The sequence below is a fragment of the Stenotrophomonas sp. HMWF003 genome, from assembly GCF_003061285.1.
GTDB lineage: Bacteria > Pseudomonadota > Gammaproteobacteria > Xanthomonadales > Xanthomonadaceae > Stenotrophomonas > Stenotrophomonas maltophilia_AP.
This window is the reverse complement of record NZ_QAIW01000207.1, coordinates 6,844-12,712: the sequence shown is the minus strand read 5'-3', so window position 1 is coordinate 12,712 and position 5,869 is coordinate 6,844. Positions and strand designations below refer to the sequence as shown.

At 63.8% G+C, this 5,869-nt stretch carries 6 protein-coding genes; 2 read left to right on the top strand and 4 right to left on the bottom strand.

The window, feature by feature from the left end:
• On the top strand, positions 1-511 hold a 511-nt coding region (locus DBR34_RS22395; protein WP_258223761.1), incomplete at its 5' end, for a metallopeptidase TldD-related protein.
• 78 nt (positions 512-589) lie between these two features.
• On the top strand, positions 590-967 hold the full coding sequence (locus DBR34_RS08460) for a DUF4870 domain-containing protein (RefSeq protein ID WP_038687123.1): 378 nt from the start codon (positions 590-592) through the stop codon (positions 965-967).
• Between the two features lie 116 nt (positions 968-1,083).
• Here DBR34_RS08460 and DBR34_RS08455 read toward each other — a convergent pair whose 3' ends face one another.
• The 4 genes from DBR34_RS08455 to DBR34_RS08440 all read right to left on the bottom strand — a co-directional run.
• On the bottom strand, positions 1,084-1,335 hold the full coding sequence (locus tag DBR34_RS08455; RefSeq protein WP_219928240.1) for a PAAR domain-containing protein: 252 nt from the start codon (positions 1,333-1,335) through the stop codon (positions 1,084-1,086).
• Positions 1,336-1,367: 32 nt separating this feature from the next.
• The gene (locus tag DBR34_RS08450; protein ID WP_181393950.1) at positions 1,368-2,897 is read right to left on the bottom strand and encodes a DUF2875 family protein; all 1,530 of its coding nucleotides are present in this window, start codon (positions 2,895-2,897) and stop codon (positions 1,368-1,370) included.
• Positions 2,898-3,050: 153 nt separating this feature from the next.
• Positions 3,051-5,063: a DUF3274 domain-containing protein gene (locus tag DBR34_RS08445; protein WP_128096459.1), complete on the bottom strand. Its 2,013-nt coding sequence runs from the start codon at positions 5,061-5,063 to the stop codon at positions 3,051-3,053.
• On the bottom strand, positions 5,060-5,869 hold an 810-nt coding region (locus DBR34_RS08440; RefSeq protein WP_219928239.1), incomplete at its 5' end, for a DUF2345 domain-containing protein. The genes DBR34_RS08445 and DBR34_RS08440, both read right to left, overlap by 4 nt.

The window sequence follows — 5,869 nt, the reverse complement described above, 5'->3', positions numbered from 1 at the left end:
CCGCCTGTTCCCGGACTGGTTCCAGGTGGAGGAACTGCCGTTGCTGCGCCGCGGGTTGCGTTCGTCGGCCTTCGACGGCGACGGCGTAGCCACGCGCAATGCGGCGTTGATCACCGACGGCGTGCTGCAGCGTTACATCCTGGGCAGTTACTCGGCGCGCAAACTGGGCCTGACCACCACCGGCAACGCCGGCGGGGTGCACAACCTGAAGGTGGCGGCCAATGCCGGCGACCTGGCCTCCATCGCCCGGCAGATGGGCGAGGGGCTGCTGGTGACCGAACTGATGGGCCAGGGGGTCAACGGAGTCACCGGCGACTACTCGCGCGGTGCCGGTGGCTTCCGCGTGGAGAATGGCGAAATCAGCTATCCGGTGGACGGCATCACCATCGCCGGCAACCTCAAGGACATGTTCGCCAGCATCGAGGCGGTGGGCAGCGACGTGGACCGTCGTTCTCACGTGCAGGTGGGCTCGATCCTGGTCGGCCGGATGACCGTTGCAGGCAACGATTGACGTATCCTATCCCGGCTGCTCTGGCAGGCGGGGAGCCTGTCGCGCAATACCCACACACACCGAACAAGGAGTTTCACCGTGAGCGAATTCGACAACGTCACCGCCCCGCCGCCGGCCCCGACCGGCACCGCGCCGGCCGACCAGCGCACCATGGCGCTGGTGGCCCACATCCTGGGCATCTTCACCTGGTTCATCGGCCCGCTGATCATCTGGATGATCAACAAGGATGACAGCAGCAAGTCGTTCGTGACCGACCAGGCCAAGGAAGCGCTGAACTTCCAGATCACCATCACCATCGCGATGCTGATCAGCTTCGTGCTGATGATCGTGATCATCGGCGGCCTGCTGGCCCCGCTGGTCGGCATACTGAACCTGGTCTTCTGCATCATCGCCGCGGTGAAGGCGAACAACGGCGAAGCGTACCGCTACCCGTTCACCCTGCGCCTGATCAAGTAATCCGCCCCGCAGTGTGGAAACAAAAAACGCCCGGCACTGCCGGGCGTTTTTTTGTGTGGTCGTCGGTCGTGACGTACGCAGTCGTTCCGACCCGTTCCAGAACCTCCTGGGAGTGCTCAGTCCACGCCAACGCAGCCGGCAGTGCCGGCAACGGCGTGGCACCCACACGCCAGCGTATGCCCCTCAAGTACGATCGATTTGCCGAGCATCTTCCGTGCCGGGTGCCCTTCGACAAAGCGGAACCGTCCTGCATGCATAAGGCAGGTGGCGCTATCACCCACGACCGCCACCGTCTGGCCGTGTACGGCATGGCTACCGGCCAGTTGGCAGCGGATCACCTTGCCGCCGCTGTTGGTGGGATCACCCAAGCAGATGGGCGAGCGCATCCTGGCACTGCGTTTCACCGGGCGCGATACATGAAAGGATCTTCCTCGCCATAGGGGGCGTTGTGGTTTTTCTCTTCCGCGCTGGGGGGGCGCACCATCTGCAGGCTGACGCTGCCGTCCTCGCCGGCATACATCACCGCGCTCACCCCGCCATCCTTGTAGCTTGCAATGGCGGCCAGGCCGATCTGTACCAGGGCGCTGCCCAGGCCGGTATCGCCCAGGCGCCTGCCGATGTCGTAGCCCTCATCGACATTGCCCGGGTCGAGGCCATGCCCATCGGCATTGAGCTCATGCAGGGCCGTGTTCAAGGCGATGATGCTGTCCTGGTTGTCGGTGCTGTCATAGAACACGCGCACCGGGCTGTGCCCAGGCGGCAGCGTGGCCAGTACCTGTGCCCAGCCGGCCTTCAGTGCCTTGGCCTGCAGAGCCGGCTTGAGCGGTTTGCCCTGCTCATCGCGCAGCGGCACCTTCACCGGGCGGTGCAGGTGGCCCAGTTTGGGGGCGCGATCGAATTCAGCCACTTGGTGCCTGGTCCAGCGCACGGGTAGCCACGGCGTGGGGGTGAATTGGCCCGGGCCACGGTTGTCGATGGTCTTCCATAGTTCGGGAAGGGCGGCCTGCCAGTAGGCCGAGGTCATGGTGCCGGGATAGAAAGGAGCGATGACTCTCCGGGCCCTGGTGTCCGCATCGTATTCGTCGTATGCGAGATCGCTCTGTTTCCAGTAGAACGCCCACAGCTTGCCCATATCTGTTTTTGTGTCCTGGTTGTTCTCGCGATACTCCGGTGCGCGGGGGCGTAGATGGTGGTCGACGCGGTCGCTGCGCGACACCATCAGTACGGCGGTGTTGTCCAGCACCTTGGGAACATACAGACCATCTGGCAATGCAGGACTGCCGGCCGGTCGATACATGTTCCGCGCCACGTCGCCATCGCGGCTGGCGATCATCGCCTGCGGCACCTCGGCGTGCTCAGCCATGAAGTTGAAGAGTTGCTCGATCAGGTGCTGAGCATGGTTGGTATTGGCATCTTGTTGCCATAGGAACAGGGTCACGCCCAAGGAGCCTTTGTTACGGCCATTGGAAATCAGGCTTGCGGCCCGCAGTTCGGCAGACGGTTCACGTTGAGGCGGCTCGGCCACGAATGCGGGAATGGGCCAATAGGCGACTGAGTCGGTGGCGGCATACTCAAAGGCGGCGCCCGTTCTTATGGAGGCACTGGTGCCGCGCCCTTGTGAAGAATCCGGGTAGTCCTGCGGATCCTGTGAAAACACGGACGTAAAATTGTCTCGTTTCTCCTGTATGAGACGCCATACCGAAGATTGGTGGTTGATCTCAGGGGCAATGCCAACACCCCGCAGTTCCAATGACCAGGTGGCTTGGTCAGCCTGATCCAGAATCTCCGGTCCCACTATGGTGGGCGCGACAGGGCCCGCCGCTGTGGTCGCCCCACCGAAACGCACACCATTGATGGCCCAATGTCCGGCAAATGCGAGTGCTGTCAACGCGGCTATTGCGCATAGCCCCCAAGCGATTGCGCGTGCCATGTAGCCCGTCTCCTCGTCTGTCATCGGTGCTGTAGATGCCGTAGTTGCCATGCCTGCAACCAGTACCACCCACGTGCCCATCAGCCCCAGCATCGGCCAGAGATAGCGTTTGAGGCGAGGCCTAACGGTTGTTGTTGTCGGCATGTCGCTTTCTCATTGTGGGATACGGCCTCGGACGAGCGGCGGCATGCTGTCCAGCCGCACCAGATCGTTGCCGGGGAACTTGCCTGTTCGGTAGTACTCGCGAGCCGCCATGACGAGCCGCCGTGTCCGCTCGTCAAGCATCTTCCAGAGTCCGTTGGATATGGCTTTTTCGTAAGCATCCTCAGTCATCCGCCAATCGCCCATCAGCGTCAGCAGTTGCCGCCACTGCGGGTCATCCAGTGTGTGGGCCTGGCCAATGGCGACATCCATCGCCGTCACCCAGCGGTGGTTCTCCGGGTCACGCAGAATGGCCGAGTGGTAGCTGTTGGGTTCCAGTGTGTTGGCGTCATGGGTCATGCGTTTGCGGATTTCATTCGGGGTTTCCTCGCGCAGCACGCGTACCTCCATGCCATCCCGCCCGCGGGTGCTGATCTCATTCCTGACCGTCTGCGTCTGGTCATCAGGTTCCTTCCCCTGGTTGAAGCGCGCACGTACCTGCTCGGTGTTTGCAACGTCGGCACGCCTCTCCATCTCGATCCATTTGAAGTTGGCTTTGGGATTGCCCAGGGCCACCGCCTGGCTGACATCATCAGGACGGTCCTTGCCTATCTGGGTCGGCGAGCCTTTCACCACCTCTCCGCCAAACATCTGCGGCACATGCGGTGGTGTGAGCGCTTCGCCGTTGATCAAGCGCAGGGTGCCCTCGGCTACAGGCTCCAGGGCCAGCAGCCCGACCATCCAGCTGGCACCGGGATAGCGGGGCTCGTCGGCCGCGCGCAGAAAGTGGCTGCGTGGAGGATCGCCTACCATGACCGGCTTGGACACACGGTAGCGTTTGGTCCACATACGTTGGTAGAAGCGCATGTCGCGCAGGGTATCCATCGCCGGCTGTGTCTTCACGCGATCCGTAACCTGGTCGGGTACGCCGTAGGTGCCGATGCCCACTACCTTGTCCAGCGAAACCGTGGTGTCATCCGGGCAGAAGTACAGCAGCACCTTGCCGCGGTTGTCGCGCTCGGGGAAAACCAGGAGCTTTCCATCCTTGCCCAGGCGCTGGCCCTGTGCGCCGGTCCACGCCTTGCCGGTGCGCCCGAAGTGCTGCTTCCCGCCTGAACACATGTCCTCCAGTGAGGGCTGGGCATACGGCGTGGCGGTGATCTGGTTGACGATCGCAAGCAGGGTTCCCAGCGTATCCGAGCCGGTCGGCGTTGTTGTTGTTTCCACCGAATAGGGCGTGTCCACCATCACCACGCAATCGGCGCAGCGCGCGCCGCGCTCCACCAGCATGGCCTGGGACAGCAGGGTGACCAGGGTGCCCTGGCTATGGCCGATGACGGTGATGGTTTCCGAAGGAAATTTACTGCGGATGGTGCTGATCATCGTGGCCAGACGCTCGGCGGCGAGGACGAAGTAGCGGCGGTGCGGCCCCAGGCCGAAGTACTGGGTGTTGGGCGCGACCGCCTGCACGGCATGGCGCATGGCCGAATCGAAGCCCTTGCCGTACATCTCCGGCAGGTTGTTGGTGGCGTTGGCGAAGAAGCCACCCGGCTTGCCGAAATGGCGGTCCAGGCGGTTGCCGAGCTTGTCCTGGTACTGGGTGCGCAGCTTGGACGGGTCGCCGTTCGGGTCGCGCTGGATTTCATGTTCCGCAGCCCGATAACCCCAGTAGAAGGGAATCAGCATGCTGTTGGCGTGGGCGTCGTCGCGTTGGTACAGATGGGTGTCGGGGTCATCAATGATCTTGAACTCATCCTCACTCAACTGGGTACGAGGCTTGCCCTTCGCCGCCGCGTACCTGGCCCCGTACTCTCCGGGTCGCAGATCAGTGCGGTCCAGCCGCTCGTTCAGCCCCTGGCACAAGCCGGCTTCCACTGGTTTGTAGCTGGCACCGGGATCGTTCACCCCATGCAGGAAGATCACGATGCCCGGGCGCTTGCGTGGCACTGCGACATTCTTGACCATGCCGCCGCTGGCGGGGATGAGGCGACTGGTGGCAACGTCGGTCCAGTTCGATGGGCTCATGGGGTGGGCTCCTGCGGGGTCTCGGTCTGCCCGGGCGCTGCGGCGGCCGCTTCGCCGCTGGCGTCGATGGCGGTGTCCTTCACGCTGATCTTCAACCGCTGCATGCTCTCGCGCTGCACACGTTCGCCGCCGCCATCGGCATCGGCCTGCTGCCGTACTTCCTCGCCATCTTCCAGCGCCACGCGATAGTCGATGCCTGCAGCGGCGGCAGCAACATCGCCTTCATAGTGAAAGCGATGCTGCTGCGTGGCCGGGTCGCGCCCGAACGCGGGCACGTTGGTACTGTCGGTCTTGGGGCCCCGCCAGTCGTGGGTGTCCGCATGCACCACCGCGGTGCCCGGGGTGCCCAGCTCGATGCCTTCGCCGATGCGCAGGTAGCTGCCATCATCGGCCACCAGGCGGATGCGCGGTGCACTGATGACCACCTCGCCTTCGCTGGCCACCAGTTGCAGATTCTGCTGTGCCTGCATCTGGATGTCCGCGGCCTGCGCCTGCAGCAGCAGGTTGCCGCGGTTGGCGATGAGCTGCATATCCTGATCCTGCGCATACAGCGACAGCCCATGGCCGGCCTGCAGGCGGGTGCTGCCACCACTGACCGATTGCACCGCATCGCGGGCAACCACATCGTGGTTGCCGCCGGCATAGTGAAGCTGTGATGCCGGCGTGGCGCTGACCACGCCGGCTTCGGCAGCCAGCGCCACCACGGCCGCGCCCTCGCTCTCGCCGGATTCGGCGGCGGCGGGCCACTCGCGCAGGCCTTGGTGCAACTGCGCCAGGCCCTGTGGGTCACTGCTGGATGCGCCGCG

Excerpts from the sequence above, each read along its gene's own strand:
- DBR34_RS08450 (WP_181393950.1), bottom strand. The coding sequence starts at position 2,897 with ATGGCACGCGCAATCGCTTGGGGGCTATGCGCAATAGCCGCGTTGACA.
- DBR34_RS08445 (WP_128096459.1), bottom strand. The coding sequence starts at position 5,063 with ATGAGCCCATCGAACTGGACCGACGTTGCCACCAGTCGCCTCATCCCC.